General features: G+C 53.8%; 18 protein-coding genes. 13 read left to right on the forward strand and 5 right to left on the reverse strand.

All coding sequences use genetic code 11. The features are described from left to right. Positions 1-128: 128 nt before the first annotated feature. On the forward strand, positions 129-1079 hold the full coding sequence (locus ABID47_RS28930) for a TRM11 family SAM-dependent methyltransferase (RefSeq protein ID WP_354502113.1): 951 nt from the start codon (positions 129-131) through the stop codon (positions 1077-1079). Positions 1080-1398: 319 nt separating this feature from the next. On the opposite strand, the gene ABID47_RS28935 is transcribed toward ABID47_RS28930, so the two are convergent. Beyond that, positions 1399-2370, reverse strand: coding sequence for a D-2-hydroxyacid dehydrogenase (locus ABID47_RS28935; protein ID WP_354502116.1), 972 nt, complete (start codon positions 2368-2370; stop codon positions 1399-1401). 322 nt (positions 2371-2692) lie between these two features. Between ABID47_RS28935 and thpR the strand changes: the two genes are divergently transcribed. The 6 genes from thpR to ABID47_RS28965 all read left to right on the forward strand — a co-directional run bounded on the left by thpR (position 2693) and on the right by ABID47_RS28965 (position 11222). After that, complete coding sequence (thpR, locus tag ABID47_RS28940) at positions 2693-3310, forward strand: RNA 2',3'-cyclic phosphodiesterase (RefSeq protein WP_354502118.1); 618 nt, start codon at positions 2693-2695, stop codon at positions 3308-3310. Positions 3311-3566: 256 nt separating this feature from the next. Next, positions 3567-4424, forward strand: a complete 858-nt coding sequence (locus ABID47_RS28945; RefSeq protein WP_354502121.1) for a cell wall hydrolase — start codon at positions 3567-3569, stop codon at positions 4422-4424. A 55-nt stretch (positions 4425-4479) separates the two neighbouring features. Further along, positions 4480-5163, forward strand: a complete 684-nt coding sequence (locus ABID47_RS28950) for a metal-dependent hydrolase (protein WP_354502123.1) — start codon at positions 4480-4482, stop codon at positions 5161-5163. Positions 5164-5258: 95 nt separating this feature from the next. Then, positions 5259-5744 (forward strand): ferritin-like domain-containing protein, encoded by a 486-nt coding sequence (locus ABID47_RS28955; RefSeq protein ID WP_354502126.1) that lies wholly within the window; start codon positions 5259-5261, stop codon positions 5742-5744. 386 nt (positions 5745-6130) lie between these two features. Beyond that, positions 6131-10729: a glutamate synthase large subunit gene (gltB, locus tag ABID47_RS28960; protein WP_251672816.1), complete on the forward strand. Its 4599-nt coding sequence runs from the start codon at positions 6131-6133 to the stop codon at positions 10727-10729. A gap of 337 nt (positions 10730-11066) precedes the next feature. Beyond that, the gene (locus ABID47_RS28965) at positions 11067-11222 is read left to right on the forward strand and encodes a hypothetical protein (protein WP_163882458.1); all 156 of its coding nucleotides are present in this window, start codon (positions 11067-11069) and stop codon (positions 11220-11222) included. A gap of 205 nt (positions 11223-11427) precedes the next feature. Here the strand turns inward: ABID47_RS28965 and ABID47_RS28970 are convergent, their stop codons facing one another. Continuing rightward, on the reverse strand, positions 11428-11796 hold the full coding sequence (locus ABID47_RS28970; RefSeq protein ID WP_076175034.1) for a helix-turn-helix domain-containing protein: 369 nt from the start codon (positions 11794-11796) through the stop codon (positions 11428-11430). A 221-nt stretch (positions 11797-12017) separates the two neighbouring features. Here ABID47_RS28970 and ABID47_RS28975 point away from each other — a divergent pair, with 221 nt between their 5' ends. The 5 genes from ABID47_RS28975 to ABID47_RS28995 all read left to right on the forward strand — a co-directional run bounded on the left by ABID47_RS28975 (position 12018) and on the right by ABID47_RS28995 (position 16523). Further along, positions 12018-12449, forward strand: a complete 432-nt coding sequence (locus tag ABID47_RS28975; RefSeq protein WP_354502131.1) for a hypothetical protein — start codon at positions 12018-12020, stop codon at positions 12447-12449. Positions 12450-12672: 223 nt separating this feature from the next. Continuing rightward, positions 12673-13344, forward strand: coding sequence for a sugar transferase (locus ABID47_RS28980; RefSeq protein ID WP_354502740.1), 672 nt, complete (start codon positions 12673-12675; stop codon positions 13342-13344). A gap of 61 nt (positions 13345-13405) precedes the next feature. After that, positions 13406-14362, forward strand: coding sequence for an LCP family glycopolymer transferase (locus ABID47_RS28985; protein ID WP_354502134.1), 957 nt, complete (start codon positions 13406-13408; stop codon positions 14360-14362). A 477-nt stretch (positions 14363-14839) separates the two neighbouring features. Next, positions 14840-15751: an ABC transporter ATP-binding protein gene (locus tag ABID47_RS28990; protein ID WP_145026119.1), complete on the forward strand. Its 912-nt coding sequence runs from the start codon at positions 14840-14842 to the stop codon at positions 15749-15751. Further along, positions 15744-16523, forward strand: coding sequence for an ABC transporter permease (locus ABID47_RS28995; protein WP_116231862.1), 780 nt, complete (start codon positions 15744-15746; stop codon positions 16521-16523). Before ABID47_RS28990 ends, ABID47_RS28995 begins: the two co-directional genes overlap by 8 nt. A 107-nt stretch (positions 16524-16630) precedes the next feature. Here the strand turns inward: ABID47_RS28995 and ABID47_RS29000 are convergent, their stop codons facing one another. Both ABID47_RS29000 and ABID47_RS29005 read right to left on the reverse strand, forming a co-directional pair. Further along, a complete protein-coding gene (locus ABID47_RS29000) occupies positions 16631-17050 on the reverse strand; it encodes a bactofilin family protein (RefSeq protein ID WP_354502137.1) in 420 nt (139 codons plus the stop codon). Positions 17051-17196: 146 nt separating this feature from the next. After that, positions 17197-18192 carry a M23 family metallopeptidase gene (locus tag ABID47_RS29005; RefSeq protein WP_116231864.1) on the reverse strand — a complete coding sequence of 332 codons (996 nt, stop codon included), beginning with the start codon at positions 18190-18192 and terminating at the stop codon, positions 17197-17199. A gap of 198 nt (positions 18193-18390) precedes the next feature. Here ABID47_RS29005 and cls point away from each other — a divergent pair, with 198 nt between their 5' ends. Next, positions 18391-19827: a cardiolipin synthase gene (cls, locus tag ABID47_RS29010; protein ID WP_145160845.1), complete on the forward strand. Its 1437-nt coding sequence runs from the start codon at positions 18391-18393 to the stop codon at positions 19825-19827. A gap of 31 nt (positions 19828-19858) precedes the next feature. Here cls and ABID47_RS29015 read toward each other — a convergent pair whose 3' ends face one another. Continuing rightward, a complete protein-coding gene (locus tag ABID47_RS29015; RefSeq protein ID WP_076175017.1) occupies positions 19859-20182 on the reverse strand; it encodes a YnfA family protein in 324 nt (107 codons plus the stop codon). Positions 20183-20216: the final 34 nt, after the last annotated feature.

The following is a 20216-nucleotide window of genomic DNA, read 5'->3' on the forward strand; positions in this document are numbered from 1 at the left end:
AGCTCGCCTGCCATTCTGCACAAGCAGTTCTTGATTGGGAATGGGAATTTGGGAATGTAGAGTAAGGGCGGTGCTGAACGGTTAGACCGCAATGGAGCCCGAAGATAGGAAGAACGAACGGAGGAACTATGGAATTGACATCCGAACCATCGGAGTTTATTTATATGTACGCCAGCCACGAGTCGGAAACGGAGCTGTGCCGGATGGAGCTGAATGCTCTGCTCGGGCAGGCGAAACCCTTGAAAGGGAGAGGCCTCATGCTGCGCAGCTCCCGGTTGCTTGACCCGGACCGCAGTCCGTATGTGTCGATGCGCCTGGACGTGCTGGTGCAGGGCGACTCGGTAGAAGAGATTGCCCGGCAGGCTTCGGCGTTAGAGCTTGGGGACGCCACATTCAAAGTAACGTACGTAAAATCCGGAGATCCCTGCTCCTACGAGGACCAGCGGATGCTAGAGCGCCGCGTCGGCAGCAGCATCCGGGGGAAGGCGGAGATGAAGCATCCGGACGTGCAGTTCGGCCTTCTGTCCGCCGAGGGACAGTGGATGCTCGGATGGTGCCGGCATCCCGAACGCGCTTGGCGGCTGCACAAGGACAAGCCGCACAATTATTCCACCGGGCTCAGCATCACGACCGCCCGTTCGCTTGTGAACATCCTTGTGCCGGAGCCCGCGGGCGTCCGGGCCGCCGATCCCTGCTGCGGCATGGGGAATGTGCTGATCGAAGCCCTGTCGATGGGCATCGACATCCGGGGCTGGGACATCAATCCGCTGGCCATCCGGGGGGCCCGGGCCAACCTGAAGCATTTCGGCTATCCGGAGGTGGTTGCGCTCGGAGATATGACGCAAGTGACGGAACGCTTCGATGCGGCCGTCTTGGACATGCCGTACAACCTGTGCTCGGTGCTCAGCACGGATCAGCGGCTCGTTATGCTGCAGAGCCTGCGCCGTATGGCGAAACGGGCTGTTATTGTATCGACGGAGGAAGCGGCGGAATCGATTCAGCAGGCGGGCTTTGCCATTCTGGACAGCGCCCGGGTATGGAAGGGCAGCTTTGTCCGGAACGTCTGGCTTTGCGGGTGACGGAGGCGGATAAGCCATCCGGCATGCGATGACTTTCTACTATATAATAGAAGAAAGTTTCTCATCCTATTAGCAGTAGAAATTTCTCATTAGAATAGAAGAAGATTACCATTATGAATTGAAGTCAAGTCAAACATCTCAGTGCTCATCACGAGTATCAAGCCAAAAAAGGCTGTCTCACGATCCGGTCTGAATCGACCGGTAACGCGGGACAGCCTTTTTTCATGCTCCGAATATATCCGGACGCTCGCATAGCATGCGGAAAATTTCGGAGGCAAAACTCCACCTTGCGGGGGACAGCTGCTGGGAGATGTCCGTATTAATAAGCGCGCTCATAATTGACGAGATTACGAGGAAGCTCTTTTCCCTGCACGTAGGCCTTCAGGTTTTCGACAAAAATATCGATGACCCGTTCGGTATACCGGTCGGTGCTTCCGGAAACATGCGGTGTAATGATGACCTGCTCCATGTCCCACAACGGGTGGTCCTCAGGGAGCGGCTCCTTCTCAAACACGTCGAGCCCGGCGCAGCTGATCTGCCCGCTGCGGAGCGCTTCGAGCAGTGATGCCGTATCCACCGTCGGCCCGCGGCCCGCATTGATGAAGCAGGCGCCCGGCTTGGCCGCCGCCCAGGCATCGGCATTCAGCAGGTGATGCGTCTCATCGGTAAGCGGCAGCACGCTGATAATGTAATCGCCTTGGCTCAGCGCCTTGTGGAGCCCGTCCATGGTGAACATCTCGTCCACGTGAGGATCGGCTTTGCCGGAACGGCGGACGCCGACGGTGCGCATCCCGAACGCCTTGGCCAGGCGAGCTGCCTCGCTGCCGATCTCGCCGACGCCGACGATGACGGCCGTTCGGCCGTGCAGCTCGGACAAGGTGTCCCGTCCCGGCGCGGCCAGTTTCGTCTCCCAGCTGTGCTTGAGCTGATTGCGGACCGAGACGTGCAGCTGACGCGAGAAGGAGAGCATCATGCCAAGGATCGTCTCCGAGATCGGAATCGCATGGACGCCGCTGGAATTCGTCAGCAGCACGCCTTTCTGTTCGAGCTTGTCCAGCGGAAGCGTGTCCACGCCGGCCGACCAGGTCTGCAGCCATTTCAGCCGGCTGTCTTGATTCAGCACCTGGTCGGCAATTTGCCTGGACCAGCCAACCAATATTTCCGCTTCGTTCACGAGTGCGGGATCCGCATCGGTGCTTTTGACGACGGTCAGCTTATATCCAGGAGCGGCTTGTTCAATCAAGCGGGTCTGCTCCGGAGTTAGGGAATGCAGACAAACAATTTGCTTCATACCGTTTCAGCCTCCTTCATGTATGTACCCTTGATGTGGCGTTTGTGCAACTTTAGTTCAATCTATATAGTATGAATATATTCAGGATAACAGATTTGAAACGATATACAACAGGGTCCCCCGAGGCCAAGTGAATGAAAGGGAGCAGCGGTCAAGTAAACGCCCTCCTAAGCGTATGCTTTTGCGTAACTCTGCTGCATGACAATGGGCCCGAAAGGTGAAACTATATTAATGAAGGAATTCATGCGAATTATACCTTCGGTACCAATTTTTACAGGATCATTTTATGCGGCGCAAAGGGGAAGAAAGGGGAATTACTTGCATGGAAATGAAAGAAAAACAAGTTCAAGATAAGCCTTTAAGGCTATTCGTCGCGGTCCGGATACCGGAACCGATCCGATCTTTACTGGAAGAATGGAGGCACCGGAACGAGAAGGAGCTTGCTTTTAAAAAATGGACGCACCGGGAGGATTACCATATTACCGTCCAGTTTCTGGGAGACGCTGATGCTGGAAGAGTGCCGGAAATCGCGGCTGCCTTAAAAAGGGCTTCCTTGAAAATCAACCCATTTCAACTGGAATTTGGAGCGTTCGGCACCTTCGGGTCAGCGGAGTCTCCCCGGGTGTTATGGGCTGGAGTAATTGACCAATCCGGCGGCCTGGACAAGCTCTATGAAGCGGTCACTTCCGAGATGGGGGAACTGGGGTTCGCAAAAGAAGCGAGGCCATACCGTCCCCATGTCACGATAGCCCGTAAATACGCGGGAAAATCGCCTTTTACAGGCTTCAATTTACCGTCTTTGACCGTGGAAAAATCCGGTTCTGAAGGGAAAAATCAGCCTCTGATTTGGGAGGTCGATGAATTTGTACTTTTTTCCACGCATTTGCACGAAAAGCCAATGTATGAGATACTAGAGGCCGTTCAAATGAAAGATTCGTAGATTGGAAATAAATAGCAATAGAAATCGAATATATTTTTCCGCACATGATCGAATATCGAATTCCCTTTGTTGCCGTATCCTGTGAAGTAAATTTGTGCCGTTCCTAAGCAACATGTGTTGTAAAGACTGTCCTGTTTGTCAGTTATTGTACGATCTCGGATACAGCAATTGACTGAAAATGTTTCCAAAGGTTATTCAAAACCTGTATTTTTGGTTACTTAAAGAGGGAATGTGCCGGAAATATAGGAGGAGAAACATGTACACATTACGTCAAAACCGCTGGATGGCACTGCTGATCGGTGTGCTTCTGGTGTGTTTCTCTGCAATTTGCATGCTGCTGCAAAACGAGCAGATGCACAAAATGCAGTATAACGACAGCACGAATCAACTGGGGGCCGTAACATACAGCAAGAACGATGAAGCAGGCGCAAGCCCGCAGCATTTATCCATACAGGGGGCAAAACACCCGTTAACCGCGGAAAACTCCGTGCAGCTTTTGAATGTAAATTTATTGAAAAAATGGAACGTTAAGCATCATCCCCTTTTTGTTGAAGGGATTTCAGCACAAACACCGGCTGCCGCCAAAAAGGCCCAAGCTGTGCAAGCGAAGCCTAAGGCGAAGAAAGCTGTAGCTGTTGCAGCCAAGCCGAAGCTGGATCCAAAACTGAATCCCCCCACCACGTTATTCTTCAGCCGGACCAAACTGCTCAGTCCTTCCCAGAAGTCGGAAGCGACCAAACAGTACAAGGTAACCGCTGAGGACGTGCTTCTGCTCCGTAGAATCGTGATGGCAGAAGCCGAAGGCGAACCGTACCAAGGCAAAGTGGCTGTGGCCAATGTTGTCTTGAACCGGCTGCGGTCAGCCAATTTTCCCGATACGATTAGAAAAGTCATATACCAGAGATATCAGTTCAGTCCTGTGGCGAACGGCCGTTTTGACCGTGTGAAGCCGAACGAGGATTCGATTCATGCCGTCAATGAGGCGCTTAACGGACGCAAGGAAGTCTCGGATGATACGTATTATTTTCTGTCGCTGAAGCTGGCCGACGACCTGACGGTTCACCATACGCGGACCTTGGCCAAGACGATCGGCAACCACTCCTTTTACAAATAAATCCCGTAAGTTTAAAATGTTTATGGGTAAAGGATAATGAGGAGGTGGCGTTTATATGAAAATTACGTATTATGGTCATTCCTGTGTGGTGGTGGAGGAAGGCGGCCGGAGCGTGATCATCGATCCGTTTCTCTCGGGCAATCCGGCATCGGGTATTGCGCCTGCGGCTATCCGTGTGGATGCGGTGCTGCTCACCCATGGGCACTCCGACCACTTTGGCGATGCGCTGGAGATTGCCAAAGCGAATGATTGTCCGATTGTCGCCGTGTTCGAGCTGGCGGAGTTCTGCCGCAAGAAGGGCGCAAAAACCTTTGCTATGAACATCGGGGGGCAGCAGCAGTTTGACGGATTCAAGGTCAAATATACGCTGGCTTTCCACAGCTCTGCGGTACAGGACGGCGACGCGCTGATCTATGCCGGAGAACCGGCGGGCATCCTGCTGACCATGGGCGGCAAAACGTTCTTCCATGCGGGAGATACGGCGCTGTTCGGCGACATGCGGCTTATCGGTGAAATGAATCAGATCGATGCTGCCGCGCTGCCAATCGGCGACGTGCTGACGATGGGACCGGACGATGCGCTGCTGGCAGCTAAATGGCTCCGGGCGGACCGCGTCATTCCGGTGCATTACAACACTTTCCCTGCCATTAACCAGAACAGCACGCTCTTCTGCGACCGTCTTCATCAGGAAGGCATTGAAGGACACGCGCTCAAGCCGGGAGAGAGCATTGAGATCTGACCGCTGATGAAGCGGTGGCATTGACAAATGGCACCTCCCGCCGTATCCGGGCATACAGTATCGTAACATTAGCCTATCGGAAAGGCGGGGGTTGATTGTTTTACCGAACTAGTGAACATAACGGGTATTTGCCGGCCGGCGAGCTGCAGAAAGCCGTACAGGGCGAGTACGAAGCGATCCGTAAAGGACGAAGGCTTCAGGAGCTGGCTCCCCCGGACCACCGGATTTATTTCAGCCGCGTGGTCGAAGAGGAGCGGCAGGGCCGTCTTGCCGAGCTGACCCGTCTCTTTTATGAGCATACCGGCTGCTATCCGGTCTTCAGCAAGGTTGAAACGCCCAGGGCGTATGTAACCGGACTGAAAGCGACCGTCGATGACGCACTCGAAGCCGCGTGGAATTATTCGGACCTGATGCTGACGGCGACGGACCCGAAGATCCAGAAGCTGATGCTGCGCGCGATGAACAGCGAAATGCGCTGGGTCAGCCGGCTGCAGTTTTTGTACAGCAACTATTTCCACGAAAACGGCGACATGAAGCACAAGGGCACCATTGGCATCGCCGACAAACAGCTTCCCTCTTGAGTTGGGGGAGGCTGTTTTTCTGTATATTGGAAAAAACCGAGTTGAAATGAATAATCATACGCTTTTCAGGTTAATTACAACATGCCGCTTTAATGCTTCACTGCAAAACATTTCTTATCACATTCATAAAAAGTTTAAATTGCGCAGAGGTTTAGTGGGTGTTAAAATAATATAACCAATTCATTTTGAATAATTATCGACGTTTTATAACAAAAAGAAAACCATTCCCCCATGCAACGAGGATTTCCGCCGTTGTCGCATACCCCATTCCCCTAGTGAGCATGAAGTATTATTCTTGTAGCCAATGTCGTCTTCGTACTGGTTTATTTTGATGTATCTGGATTTACTTGCATTTATTTATTCTGAAGATAGAAAGGTTGCTTTCCATGAGACATACGGTACTTCCCCCTAAGCAGGGACTTTATGATCCGCAGTTTGAAAAAGACGCCTGCGGCATGGGCTTCGTTGCTCATATCAAAGGCCGGGCCTCCCATGAGATCGTAGGCCAGGCTCTGACGATGCTCGAGAATATGGAGCACCGCGGCGGACAGGGCAGCGAGCCCAATTCCGGTGACGGCGCCGGGATCATGCTGCAAATTCCTCACCGCTTCTTTGCGGAAGAAGCGGCCCGGATCGGCTTTGAGCTGCCTGAACCGGGGCAATACGGTGTAGGCATGCTGTTCCTTTCCCACGACGAAGCCGTTCGGGAGGCTCATGAGAGCCGGCTCGTCGAAATCATCCGGGAAGAAGGGCAGCAGTTCCTGGGCTTCCGCGACGTTCCGACCTATGACGAGATGCTGGGCAAATCCGCGAAGGAAGCCAAGCCGTACGTACGGCAGATTTTCATTGGACGCAGCATCGATGTGAAGGACGAAATGGACTTCGAGCGCAAGCTGTACATCATCCGCAGACGCGCCGAGCTGGCCATCCGTTATGGCGACGCTCCGCAGGCGGACTCCTTCTATATTTCCAGCCTTTCGTGCCGGAAAATCGTATACAAAGGGATGCTGACTACCAATCAGGTGGGGCAGTTCTATCTGGACCTGAGAAACGAACTGGTGGAGACGGCGATCGCCCTCGTTCACTCGCGTTTCAGCACGAACACCTTCCCGAGCTGGGAACGGGCGCACCCGTACCGCTTCATGATTCACAACGGGGAGATCAACACGCTCCGCGGCAACGTGAACTGGATGCATGCGCGCCAGTCGCTGTTTAAGAGCGATATTTTTGGGGATGACCTGGAGAAGGTCAAGCCGGTCATTAATCCGGACGGTTCGGATACCGCCATGTTCGATAACACGTTTGAGTTCCTGTACCTGAGTGGACGTTCCCTGCCACACGTCGCCATGATGATGGTGCCGGAGCCTTGGAACAACCATGAAAGCATGGACGAAACGAAAAAAGCGTTCTACGAATACCACAGCACGCTGATGGAACCGTGGGACGGACCAGCGGCTATGGCGTTCACCGACGGCGTTCAGATCGGTGCCATCCTTGACCGGAACGGACTCCGCCCGTCGCGTTACTACGTGACGAAGGACGACCTGATTATTCTTTCTTCGGAAGCCGGCGTGCTCGACATTCCAGCTGAGGATGTCCTGTACAAGGACCGTCTCCGTCCGGGCAGAATGCTGCTCGTCGATACGAAGGAAGGACGGATCATTTCCGACGAGGAAGTGAAGGCCCAGATCGCTGCCGAGCAGCCGTACCGCGAGTGGCTCGACGAGCATCTGGTCAATCTGGATGAGCTTCCGGACGCGCCGGAGCTGCCGAATCCGAAGCATGACAACGTGCAGCAGCTGCAGCTCTCCTTCGGCTATACGTTCGAAGATCTGCGCAAGGTGCTGGAGCCGATGGCTTCGACCGGCCAGGAAGCGGTAGCCTCGATGGGCTACGACGCGCCGCTGGCGGTGCTGTCCGACAAGCCGCAGCGCCTGTACAACTACTTTAAACAAATGTTCGCGCAGGTGACCAACCCGCCGATTGACGCGATCCGCGAAGAGATTATCACTGCGACCGGAACGACGATTGGACCGGAGCGCAACCTGCTGCATCCGGAGCCTGAGAGCTGCCGCCAGATCCGTCTGGACACGCCGGTTCTCTCGAACGAAGACTTCGCGAAGATCCGCCACGTGCACCGTCCCGGCTTCAAGTCGATGACGATTCCGATCTTCTTCCCGGCAGAGGAGGGGGCGGAAGGCCTGCGTAAGGCGCTTGACGGATTGTGTGAAGCGGCCGACCGCGTGATCAAGAAAGGCCACAACATCCTGATCCTGTCCGACCGCGGCGTGGACAAAGAAAATGCGGCGATTCCGGCGCTTCTTGCCGTATCCTGCCTGCATCATCATTTGATCCGCCAAGGAACGCGGACCAAAGTCAGCATTCTGCTCGAATCCGGCGAACCTCGTGAAGTGCATCATTACGCGCTGCTGCTCGGTTACGGCGTGAGTGCCGTCAACCCTTACCTGGCGTTCGAAACGCTGGACGACATGATCCAGCAGGGACTGCTGCGCGGCGTGACGCACGAGAAAGCCGTTAAAAACTATATCAAAGCCGCGACGAAGAGCGTGGTGAAAATTTTGTCCAAAATGGGCATTTCGACAATCCAATCCTACCGCGGCGCGCAAATCTTTGAAGCCGTCGGCCTGAAAGAGGATTTTGTCGAGAAGTACTTTACCCGTACGCCGTCCCGCATCGGCGGCATCGGCCTGGAAGAAGTGGCGGCCGAAGCGCTGGCCCACCACAACCGTGCCTTTACGGACAAGGACGGAAGCGACAAGGTGCTCGATTCCGGCGGCGACTATCAATGGCGCAAGGACGGGGAGGAGCATCTGTTCAACCCGCAGACGATCCACCTGCTTCAGCAGGCCGTACGCACCGGGGATTACCAGGTGTACAAAAAGTACGCCAAGCTTGTTCAGGGCGAAAACGAGAAGCATCTGACGATCCGCTCGCTGCTGAAGCTGAAACCGGCAGGAGCTCCGGTTCCGATCGAGGAAGTCGAGCCGATCGAGTCTATTATGAGACGCTTCAAGACCGGTGCCATGTCCTTCGGCTCCATCAGTAAGGAAGCGCATGAAAGCCTCGCGATTGCGATGAACCGCATCGGCGGCAAGAGCAACACCGGTGAGGGCGGCGAGGATCCGGCGCGCTATATTCCGGATGCGAACGGCGATTCCCGCCGCAGCGCTATCAAGCAGGTGGCGTCCGGCCGGTTCGGCGTGACGTCGAACTACCTGGTGAACGCGGACGAAATTCAAATCAAGATGGCGCAGGGAGCGAAGCCGGGTGAAGGCGGACAGCTTCCGGGCCGTAAAGTATATCCTTGGGTTGCCGAAGTGCGTGGTTCTACGCCGGGCGTAGGTTTGATTTCTCCGCCGCCGCATCATGACATTTACTCCATCGAGGATTTGGCGGAGCTGATTTATGATCTGAAGAACTCCAATCCGCGCGCGAACATCAACGTGAAGCTCGTGTCCGAGGTTGGCGTCGGAACAATCGCGGCCGGGGTGGCCAAAGGCCGTGCCGATATTATCCTCGTCAGCGGATATGACGGTGGTACCGGTGCATCGCCGCAGGGATCCATCCGCCATGCGGGTCTTCCTTGGGAACTGGGCGTCGCGGAAACGCACCAGACGCTCATCCTGAATAACCTGCGTGACCGCGTCGTCCTGGAAACGGACGGCAAAATGCTGAACGGACGCGATCTGGCCGTCGCAGCGCTGCTGGGTGCCGAAGAGTATGGCTTCTCTACGGCTCCGCTCGTGGCACTTGGCTGTATCATGATGCGTGTCTGCCAGATGGATACCTGTCCGGTGGGGGTAGCTACCCAGAATCCGGAACTGCGCAAGAACTTCATGGGCGATCCGGCGCATGTCGTTAACTTCATGAGATTCGTGGCTGAAGATATGCGTGAAATTATGGCGGAGCTCGGCTTCCGTACGATCCAAGAGATGATCGGACGCACGGACTGCCTGGATGCCGAAGAGGCGAACGGACATTGGAAGAAGCAAGGCATCGATCTGTCCGTTCTGCTGCACACACCGGAGCTTCCGGAAGGAAGCACGCGCTACCGCACGAAGACCCAGAACCACGGTCTCGAAGAGACGCTGGATATGCGTGAGCTGTTGAAGCTGGCGGCACCTGCGCTGGAAGACGGAACGCCGGTTACCGGCGAGCTTTCGATTACGAACGTAGACCGCGCCGTAGGCACGATTCTCGGCAGCGAAGTCACGCGGAAGTACGGGGCAGCCGGCCTGCCGGAAGATACGATTTCGCTGACCTTTACGGGAACAGCCGGCCAGAGCTTGGGCGCCTTCGTTCCGAAGGGCATCACGCTGACCGTGGTTGGCGACGCGAATGACTACACCGGCAAAGGGTTGTCCGGCGGGAAGCTGATCGTGAAGCCGTCGCCGAAATCGACGTTCAAGGCCGAAGAGAACATCATTATCGGCAACACGGCTTTCTATGGCGCGACAAGCGGCGAGGCGTACATCCGCGGCATCGCCGGCGAACGCTTTGCGGTCCGCAACTCCGGCGTGAATGTCGTCGTTGAAGGCGTTGGCGATCACGGATGCGAATATATGACAGGCGGCCGCGTCGTCATCCTTGGGGAAACGGGACGTAACTTTGGCGCTGGCATGTCGGGCGGTATCGCCTACGTCTATGATCCGCAGGGTACGTTTATCGACCGCTGCAACCTGGAGATGATTCTTCTGGAGCGCGTTGAGGATGCAGAGGAAGTTCAAGAACTGAAGAGCATGATCGAGAAGCATGTCAACTACACGGAGAGTGCTGTCGGCGAGCGTGTGCTGGAAGACTGGGAGAACAGCCTCGGCCAGTTTGTCCGCGTTATTCCGAAGGATTACAAACGGATGACACAGCAAATTCGCAAGGTTCAGGAGAATGGACTGAGCGGCGAAGCTGCCCTGTTGGCCGCCTTCGAAGCCAACATGCGCGAGCTCGCGAGAGCGGGAAACAACTAATTCTTCCAAACCGGATGTTATTAAGAAAGAATTCCTATCAACAAGGTTGAAGTTTTCATATTTGCGCAATAATTGCTGGAAAGGGCATACGAAATGTTTTCAATTGGAGACATAAATCGTATGCCCATTTTTTTCGACAAAAATAGAACCTGCTTCAAAAAGCAATTGTCCCATTAGACGACAACATCCAGAAGAGGCTTGGGATATAATAAAAAAGACCTAGTCACTTGGCTGATTCTTGACATTCATACTTGGAACAGACGTTGTATTTGTCAACAAAAGAGTAGCCGTGGAAATCATTTTGGATAATATGTTGAGTGGAGCGAGGGTATCTTCGATGAGAGATGAGAGAAAGTTCGGTGCCGAGGCCCGGTCCAACCAAGAACTTCCGGAGCAAACCCAATTGGACATCATGAAAGTGTTGGAGCAATGCGGGATTCATCCTGACAACTGGAAGCGCTTTGTTCAGAAAATGGAGAAGGGGACGGATTAGCGGAAATTTCGCAGATCGTGTCCGGGGGTTCGCATAAAACGACAAGGAGGGACAGAAAACGTTTTATCATTCCGATTTTAGACAGGGAGGCCGCCCTGCAGCAGTTGTCTTCCATATGCTCCAAAAGGGGACCCCGTCGAATTACGGTAACCGAACCTATAAAAACCTCAGCCCTCCTAAGTTCAAGGAAAGCTGAGGTTTTTCATTATTTCATGGACCGTTCCATCCGCACAAAAGCGATAAAACGTTTGGCCTCTTCCTCAGACAAGCGGCGGCCGTCAATCGTCAAATTGAACTTTTCCAGCAAGTCCTCGTCCGAAAGCTCGAGTTGATCGACAAAATCCCGGACCTCCGGATCCATGACAATCTTCGGCTGATTCGTACGGCCGATCAGATAATCGATGGAAACGTCAAATTTGTCAGCCAGTTTGGTCAGAATCTCAAAATCAGGTTTACGGCGGTTCTTTTCATAGTGGGATAGTGCGGCTCGCGTAATGCCTATGGATTGGGCCAATTCCTCCTGGGTCCAGCCGCGTTGGTCCCGCAATTCTGCGATGCGATTACCATGATTCATGAATTAACCTCCTCCGAATACCTGAAAAAATACATAAAATTAGAAACAAATTGTCGCAAAAATAGATTCATATAGGAAATAAGTATTGACTAGTTACAAAATGTATCGTAAAGTGAAAATTGGAAATGATACCATTTGTATCAAGTGTTGAGACGGATCGTATCCCATAGCCAGTATAAGGCGTTATCCCGATTTTCATACCATGAGGCAGGAATAATCCGATGAATATGTTAACAGCACATGGCATACATCTTCAAACGTATATGTATATCCATCAGGTCGGGAACCAGACGGTTTTTCTGCATCGGACCCGTCCTGTCATCTTATGGGAATACGAGGCAAGCCGAATGGTAATCATCAGCGACTTGGATCTCCCCGTCGTGCCCGAGCTCAGGCTGGGGTTCATTATCCACGTTCCAAATGCCCCTGCCCGTCAGGTGTACGGCACCGTGGCTTGGAAAGAAAGCAGCCTCTCCTTTAAGGCCCACCAATACGGCATTCGTATTGAATCCCCGCAGCAGGAGCCGGAGCGCATGACAAAACACCACAACCGCCCGCAAAGAGGCGGCCGAGCGGCCTCCACACCGTATGAAAGTCCCTGTGACCACGATTCTTACCCCGGCCCAGGACACCATTTTGATATCAAAGCATAAAAATCTTACGTTTTTTCGTAATGGGATACAGACATTTTACACTATTTATCAAAGGGCTGCATAGTGCTTTGCTTTAAAAAGGCTGAAGTATAAGCCTGTCATGTGATCGTCCGGTTGGACTTATATTGAGAGCGGGGGATGGATCAGTCATGGGACGTACGTTGACTTTGGATTTCCTGATGCAGATGCTTCAAAGGGACGAGGATGTTCATTTATGAGCAGCATGAATCCGCTGAACAAAACGGTGGACGTCGGCAAGCCCCTTCCGATCACTCCCCGGAAAGATAGGATGTTGTACCTTTGGGCAAAGCGAACCCTGGATATTAGCTTATCGCTTATAGGGCTAATTTTTTTATGTCCGGTATTCCTAGCCGTTGCCTTGCTTATCAAGCTGGAGGATCCAAAAGGCTCGGTGTTTTTCTCCCAGGTCCGCGTCGGCCGTGGGGGCACACCATTTAAAATGTACAAATTCCGGTCGATGGTCAGCGGAGCCGAGCTGATGCTCGGCAATTTGATCCAGCAAAGCGATGTGACCGGAGCGATGTTCAAGATGAAAAACGATCCGCGGGTCACCCCGGTCGGCCGGTTCATCCGCAAAACGAGCATTGATGAGCTGCCCCAGCTTGTGAATGTGCTGAAAGGAAATATGAGCCTGGTCGGGCCAAGACCGCCTTTGCCGCGGGAGGTAAGCGACTATACTTCCTACGATATGCAGAGGCTGCTCGTTGTTCCGGGGTGTACAGGTTTGTGGCAGGTCAGCGGAAGGAACCATGTGGGATTTCAGGAAATGGTCGAGCTGGACCTCAAATACATAAACGAACAGTCGATTTGGATGGATATGATCATCATTTGTAAAACGGTCAAGGTGCTGTTCGGCGCGGATAATGCGTACTAATCGCTGCGTGTCCAAGTGCGCAGGGCGCAGATGTGTCCATTAGGAAGGTGGCAGAGGCATCATGAAAAAATGGGTCGTTTCGACCATCGCCGTCGTATCGGTGCTGGTGGTCGGTGTCGCGGGATACGGATTGTATATTTACAATTCGGTCAAAGCGACGGCTAACGAAATATATGAAAAGCGGGAACCGTCCGTTGTACCGGTAACCGTCAGCTCGGATGGCAAGACGGGCGGCCAGGCGGATACGTCCAAGAGCGCCGAAAACCCGTCGGCGGTTCATTTGAATGAAAGGGAGCCGTTTACCGTTCTGGTCATGGGCGTGGATCAGCGCGAGGACGACCCGGGCCGCTCGGACTCGATGATCCTGCTGACGGTAAATCCGGCCAAGCAGAGTATCCTGATGTTCAACATCCCGCGTGACACGAGAACCGAAATCGTCGGCCACGGGACGACGGACAAGATCAACCATGCTTACGCCTTTGGCGGCGTAAACATGTCGGTCGCGACGGTAGAGCACTTCCTCGGTTATCCGGTCAACTATTACATCAAGGTCAATATGGAGGGCTTCGCCAAAATCATTGATTTGCTCGGCGGGGTGGAAGTGAATAATCCGTTTGCCTTCCAATATGAAGGATACGATTTCAAACAGGGCGACTTGAAGCTGGACGGCTCCGAGGCGCTGGCCTTCTCCCGGATGCGGTATGACGATCCGCGTGGAGATTTGGGGCGTAATGCACGGCAGCGGGAAATTTTGGAGCAGGTGATCAATAATGCGCTCAAAATATCGAATGTCGTAAAAATCGAATCCCTACTGAACCAGGTAGGGGACAGTGTCAGAACAGACATCACTTTCGACAATATGAAGACCTTCGTGACCGATTACCGGTCCGATCTGAAGACAATCGAGCAGGTGGAGATCAAGGGCCAGGGCAAGAAGATCAACGGAATTTGGTATTACATGGTCAGCGATGAAGAGCGGCAGCGTATCCATAATGTCATTAAAGAGCATTTACAATAAGAGGCAGGCGTGGCTAGATGTCACGCTTGCTTTTTCATTTCCGGCGTCCTTTGCAGCATCTCGGAACCCGAATTGATTCATAAGCCCCACGTTGTGGGGTTATTTTTCGACGAAAACTGTCAGTTTCCTTGACAAAAGATGCAGATTCATGTAGATTTCTTGGTGTGCATGTTACAGAATGTATCTATAATAAGTCGTTGGTCATAATTTTAAACGCAAAGACACACTTCATGGAAGGGAAGTCGATTCTCTTGAACAGTCAGCTATCCGTATTCTGCTTGCGATGTGAGCAGGTCATCCCTATGTCGGACACGGCACTTGTGTTCCGGACGGGATTTTACCGCACAGTGATTCCCCTGGGCTGCTGTACCCTATGTTATTCGCAGACACAATCAGAGGCAGATTTCCCATATGATGGGCATCTGCAAGGCGAATATGCTACAATGGGGCCAGACTTGGGCAGAAGGGGTGATAGAAATGCAGCAGGAACCGGTGGTTCGGCTGGAAGGTGTCACGAAGAAAGTCTCATCCAAAACATTGGTTGAGGATGTTACGCTGGACATCCCTCCCGGGCAGGTCTTTGGTTTTCTCGGTCCGAACGGGGCCGGAAAAACGACGACTATCCGCATGATGGTCGGGCTGACCAGGATCACCAAGGGAGATATTAAAATTTGCGGTTACAGCATCAAGGATCATTTTGAGCAGGCGATCGTCCACGTGGGGGCGATCGTGGAAAACCCGGAGATGTATAAGTTTTTGACGGGGTATGAAAACCTCCGGCATTTTGCCCGGATGATGTCAGGGATTACCGAGGAGCGCATTCAGGAAGTGGTTCAGCTCGTTGGGCTGAGCAACCGGATTCAGGACCCGGTGCGGACGTATTCGCTGGGCATGCGGCAGCGCCTGGGCGTAGCTCAGGCGATTTTGCACCGTCCGAAGCTGCTGATCCTGGACGAGCCCACCAACGGGCTGGACCCGCAGGGAATCCGCGAGCTGAGGGACTACCTGCGCCGGCTGTGCAGGGAAGAGGGGACGACGGTATTCGTCTCCAGCCATCTGCTGTCCGAGATGGAGCTGATGTGCGACGCCGTGGCGATCATCCAGAACGGACGGTTGATTGACGTACGCACGCTGGCCGGTGTTGAGGGAGCGCAGGAGACGACCGTGGAAACGGCATTTGCGCTGGACCGGCCGGAGCAGGCGCAAGAGCTGCTTGGGGGCGGTACGGTACGCGATGGACTGCTGATCGTCCGGCTCGACCGAAATGGCATTGCCGACACGAATGCCCGGCTTGTCCAGAGCGGATTCAAGGTGTACGGGATTCAGAAGATAACCCGGTCGCTGGAGGACCAATTCTTGGAAATGACGGGAAGTGATCAGATTGGGTAGCTTTATCCATCTCGTGCAGAACGAGAATATGAAGATATACCGGAGAGCCCGGACGTGGATCATGCTGTCGATCCTGGCCATCGTCAACATTCTGATGCCGCTCCTGTTTCACTTGGCGGATGGCGGGGGCAATATCAGCTTGTGGGAAAGCGTGCTTCAGACCGGGGCGTTTACGTTTTTTCTGTGCACCATATTTTCGGTTGTGGTCGCCTCGGATTCCGTTGCAGGCGAATTTTCCTGGGGGACTATCAAGCTGCTGCTGATCCGCCCATGGAGCCGATCGAAGATTCTGCTCTCCAAATATATTGCCGTAGTGCTGTTCAGCCTGCTGTGCACGGTGCTGCTGATCGTCGTGTCATACGGGGTCTCCGCGATTTTCTTCTCGGGAGGAGCGGGCGGGTCCCTTATGGGCGAGCGCATCGGGCCGCGTCATTACTTTCTGATTATGCTTTGCGATTATGTAGACCTGTTCATGACCGTGGCGCTGGCTTTTATGCTCTCGGCCGTGTTCCGGGCAAGCGGGCTCGCCATCGGGCTGTCGCTGTTCATCATGTTCGCGAAGGGCATCTTTAATATGCTGTTCAACCCTGAGCGCTACAGCTGGGCAAAGTTTTTGCCGTTTATGCACATGGACCTGTCGCAGTATCTGGCCTCTTCGGTGGGGCCTGGGGGTGTGACGCTTGGGTTCTCGATCTTGATTCTGGCCATCTACTACGTCTTGTTTCTGGTTATCGCCTGGACCGTGTTCGGTAAACGGGACGTCGCAGCCTGACCTGTCACGATGATAAAAGCCAAAAAAACGCAGTGCATGTGGACGTGATCCGTTCACTTGCGACTGCGTTTTTTGCAGAGATAAGAAAGCAGAAGCTTCGGGCCGCATCAGCCGGCTTCCGATTCCAAATACCGCGGGGTGGGGGCGGTCTCCTGCGCCATTTCCTCCGGGGCGTCCTTCAGCTCCATTTTGCTGGATCCGTGGAGGATGCCGCCCTCGGTAATGACCAGCGACGTTGCCCCCAGCACGTCACCGAACATCTGTCCGGTCGCTGTGATGGTCAGCCGGCCGAGCGTCGTCACATCGCCGTACACTTTTCCGGCAATGATGACCTCTTTGGCATGAATGTGCGATCTGGCCACCGCATGCTCCCCGACAATGACGCTGCCTTTGCTCTCAATGACGCCGTTAAATTTGCCTTCGATGCGCAGGTTGGCCTCACAGGCCAGCGTCCCTTCGATTTCTGTCCCTTTGCCGATCAAAGTGTCCGTTGCGCTCTGGTGCCGGCTCGCTTTGGATCTGCTCATGTTTGAAATCCCTCCTTTTTAAGATTATAGAATTTAAAATTCAGCGAAGCTGAACCATTCTATAATCGCAAGAAAAACTTCAGCTAAACGCGGTCTGTCTTCTTTGAAGGTACGTCGATAGACGTTTTTCTTACGATCAAACCCTACTACTGAATATAGGGCAGCGGGTTAACGGGCTTATCCTTCTTCACGACCTGAAAATGAAGATGGGGGCCGGTGCTGCGCCCGGTCGAGCCGAGCTCGGCGATCTGTTCGCCCTTGTCGACGGTTTGGCCGACATTGGCCTGGATTTTGCTGAGGTGCATATACCAGGTTTGCAGGCCGTTCGGATGCTCAATGACGATATACCGTCCCCGCGCACCGCCGCTGTTCTCAGCCGTCACGATCGTACCCGCTCCCGCCGCATATACGGGGCTTCCGTTATCCCCGGCAATATCGATCCCCGCATGGAAGGACGCCCTTCCGGTAAAAGGGTCCGTCCGGTAGCCGAAGCTTGAGGTCGTCACACGGGACTCGGTCGGCCACAGGTCAGGCTGCCCGGAGATCCGATCCTGCGTTTCCTCCGCTTTTTTCAAGGTCGAAGGGATTTGGTTCTCCATGGACCGCAGCAGCGTCTGCATCTCCTGAAAGTCATCTTTCGTCTCCTGGGCCAGGTCCAGCATATCGTTCTCATGCACAGCGATATATTCGCCACCGACATGCTGCGAGGCATCCCAGGACAGGGAAGACGCTTTGGCCCCGGAAGCAGGCTCGGCCATACTGGTGGTCCCGTGCTTGTCAATGAACTGCTGCAGCTGGTTCTCCAGTTCATCCACGCGGTCCATCTTCTGCTTCATATCTTTGGCTTGGCTCGACAGGTTGACGATTTCGTTCTGCAGGCGCTCGATGGACTGCTCCCGGCTGTTCACCGTCCGCTGCATCTGGACGTTCTTCAGGCTTTCGGCGGTGACCTTCTGCTCCAGCTGGGAGATCACCTGGGACGAGTGGGCCTGCAGCGCAAGAACGAGTCCGGACAGCGACAGAACGGCCACGGCGGGGACGGCCATCATCAAGGGCTTGGAGAGATGCAGCTGTTTGACGGAATGCTGGGCGTCCCGCATGACCAGGAGCGTCACCCGCCCATTGCCTTTGGCATTTTTCATGGCGGCTCCTTTCCTCGGCTTGATTGTACTTGTCTTATCTTCTATGTATTCTCTGATCTCTTAAAACATGTCAAAAATGTGATCTTTGCCGCCGCTGCGTCTGCATCAGGCCGATCCGGGTAAATACTGAATAAAGCAGGTTGAAAGTGGTCAATCCTGAACATACAGATTGCTTTTGACCCGCAAGGAGGCTGACGTATGCTGTGGCTGCTTATCGCACTACTCGTTTTTATTTTTCAAACGGCAACGATTCTGCTTCTGGAATTCCGCAATCCTTACAAGACGGTCGCCTGGCTGTTTATATTGTTTTGCTGCCCGTTGATCGGCTTTGTGGTCTATTATTTTGTGGCTCAGGACTATAAAGCGAGGAAGAAGGTCCGTACGCAGGGTTCGCGCCTGTTTCAAGAGATCCGTCCCTTGATATGGAGTCAGGCGTCCTTGGTAAAGCGTGCCGGGGATATGCACAGCAAGGATTTTCAGCATCAGGAGCGCTTGTTTAATTTGCTGTCCCATCTGTCCGAGAGCCCGATTACCGGCTGCAACAAGAGCAGGGTGCTGACCGACGGGGAGGATACCTTTGGCGCGATGCTCGCGGCCATGGACAAAGCAGAAGATCACTTACATATTCAATTTTATATTTTCCGGGACGACGATATTGGGAACCGGTTCAAGGACATCATGGTCCGGAAGGCGAAAGCCGGGGTCAAGGTGAGGCTGCTCTGCGACGGCTTCGGAAGCTACAGACTTGGCCGCAGGCGCGGGTTCATCCAGGAGCTGAAGGAAGCAGGCGTGGAGTTCCACTTCTTCCTGCCGCCGCTTCTGGCCATGATCGACCGCAGGATCAACTACCGCAACCACCGCAAAATTATTGTCGTCGATGGAACCAAAGGCTTTGTCGGCGGGCTGAATGTCGGCGATGACTATTTGGGGAAATATCAGAAAATGGGATATTGGCGCGACACGCACCTGGAGATCGAGGGAGATGCCGTTTATTTTTTGCAAAATGTGTTTTTGAGCGACTGGAAGCTCGCTTCAGGCGAGCGGTTGTCGGACCCTGCACTGTTTCCCAAACATCAATGCGAAGCCGATGAACAGGTTCAAATCGTCAGCAGCGGACCCGATCAGGATTGGAATGCCATCCAGGAGATGTGCTTTGGCGCGATTACGGTCGCGAAAAAAAGGATCTGGATCACCTCGCCCTACTTTATTCCCGATCAGGGCATCTATGAAGGACTCAAAACCGCTGCGGTCAGCGGAGTGGACGTGCGGATCATCATTCCGTTGAAAGCCGATTCCAGGTTGGTGCATCTCGCTTCGCTCTCCTATATTGAAGACCTGCTGCTGGCCGGAGTGAAGTTCTATGAATATCAGAAAGGCTTCATTCATGCCAAGGTCATGATCGTCGACGACCTGATGGCCTCGGTAGGTACCGCTAATATGGACATGCGGAGCTTTTTCTGTAATTTCGAGCTGACGGCAGCGCTGTTCGAGCAGTCCTCGATCGACCGGCTGGTGAAAGATTTCAAGGAAGATATGAGCCAGAGCCATCAAATAGTAACCGAGGAGTTTCAGGCCCGGCCATTTCGGCATAAGCTGGCGGAAGTGCTGTGCCGGATGCTGTCCCCGCTGCTATGACGGAGTGGTCCTGAATCTGCTGCTGCCAAGCCTAGTGCCGTGGAGCCCATAGAATAACGGATACGCCGGCCATGCACAGAGCCGCTCCGATCCAGTCGTAGACGTCGGGCGTGTTTTTGTCGATCCACCAGCCCCACAGCAGGGCCAGGACGATAAAGATGCCCCCGTATGCGGCATAAACCCGGCCGAAGGAAGGATAATTCTGCAGGGTTGGAATGATCCCGTACAGGATCAGGAGCAGGCTGCCCGCAGCGCCGAACCACCAGGGCTTCGCGTCCTTGATCCACAGCCATACCAGGTAACCGCCGCCGATCTCGGCCAGCCCGGCCGCAATAAATAATAATAAGGATTTCATGACAGAAAAACTCCCATCCTGATAATATACAGCT

The sequence above is a fragment of the Paenibacillus favisporus genome (assembly GCF_040545415.1).
Classification (GTDB): Bacteria; Bacillota; Bacilli; order Paenibacillales; family Paenibacillaceae; genus Paenibacillus_AQ; species Paenibacillus_AQ favisporus.